Source organism: Pseudomonas sp. SIMBA_067, assembly GCF_046534675.1.
GTDB classification, from domain to species: Bacteria; Pseudomonadota; Gammaproteobacteria; order Pseudomonadales; family Pseudomonadaceae; genus Aquipseudomonas; species Aquipseudomonas putida.
Genome location: NZ_JAWRYH010001007.1, coordinates 1 through 249, shown reverse-complemented (window position 1 = coordinate 249; position 249 = coordinate 1). Strand labels below are relative to the sequence as shown.

Sequence of the window (249 nt, the reverse complement as noted above, 5' to 3'; positions counted from 1 at the left end):
ATGCCGGCATCTACGTGGGGGAGGGGCGTTTCGTGCACGCACCGTCCACCGGTGGCACGGTGCGCCTGGACTACCTGTCCAACAGTTACTGGGCCAAGGCTTACCTGCAGGCCAAGCGGGTGATTCCCCAGGGGCATCTGGCGCAAAACCCCTGATCGCCTGAAGGCGGCCCGGCAAGGCCGCCTTGACTCACCGTTACCGCGCAGCGCTCACCCGCCAGATCATATTGCCCACGTCATCCGCCACCAG

The 249-nt window shown here is 65.5% G+C and carries 1 protein-coding gene; it reads left to right on the top strand.

The window, feature by feature from the left end:
- On the top strand, nucleotides 1–155 hold a 155-nt coding region (locus tag SB765_RS32255), incomplete at its 5' end, for an NlpC/P60 family protein (protein ID WP_410932846.1).
- Nucleotides 156–249 lie beyond the last annotated feature (94 nt).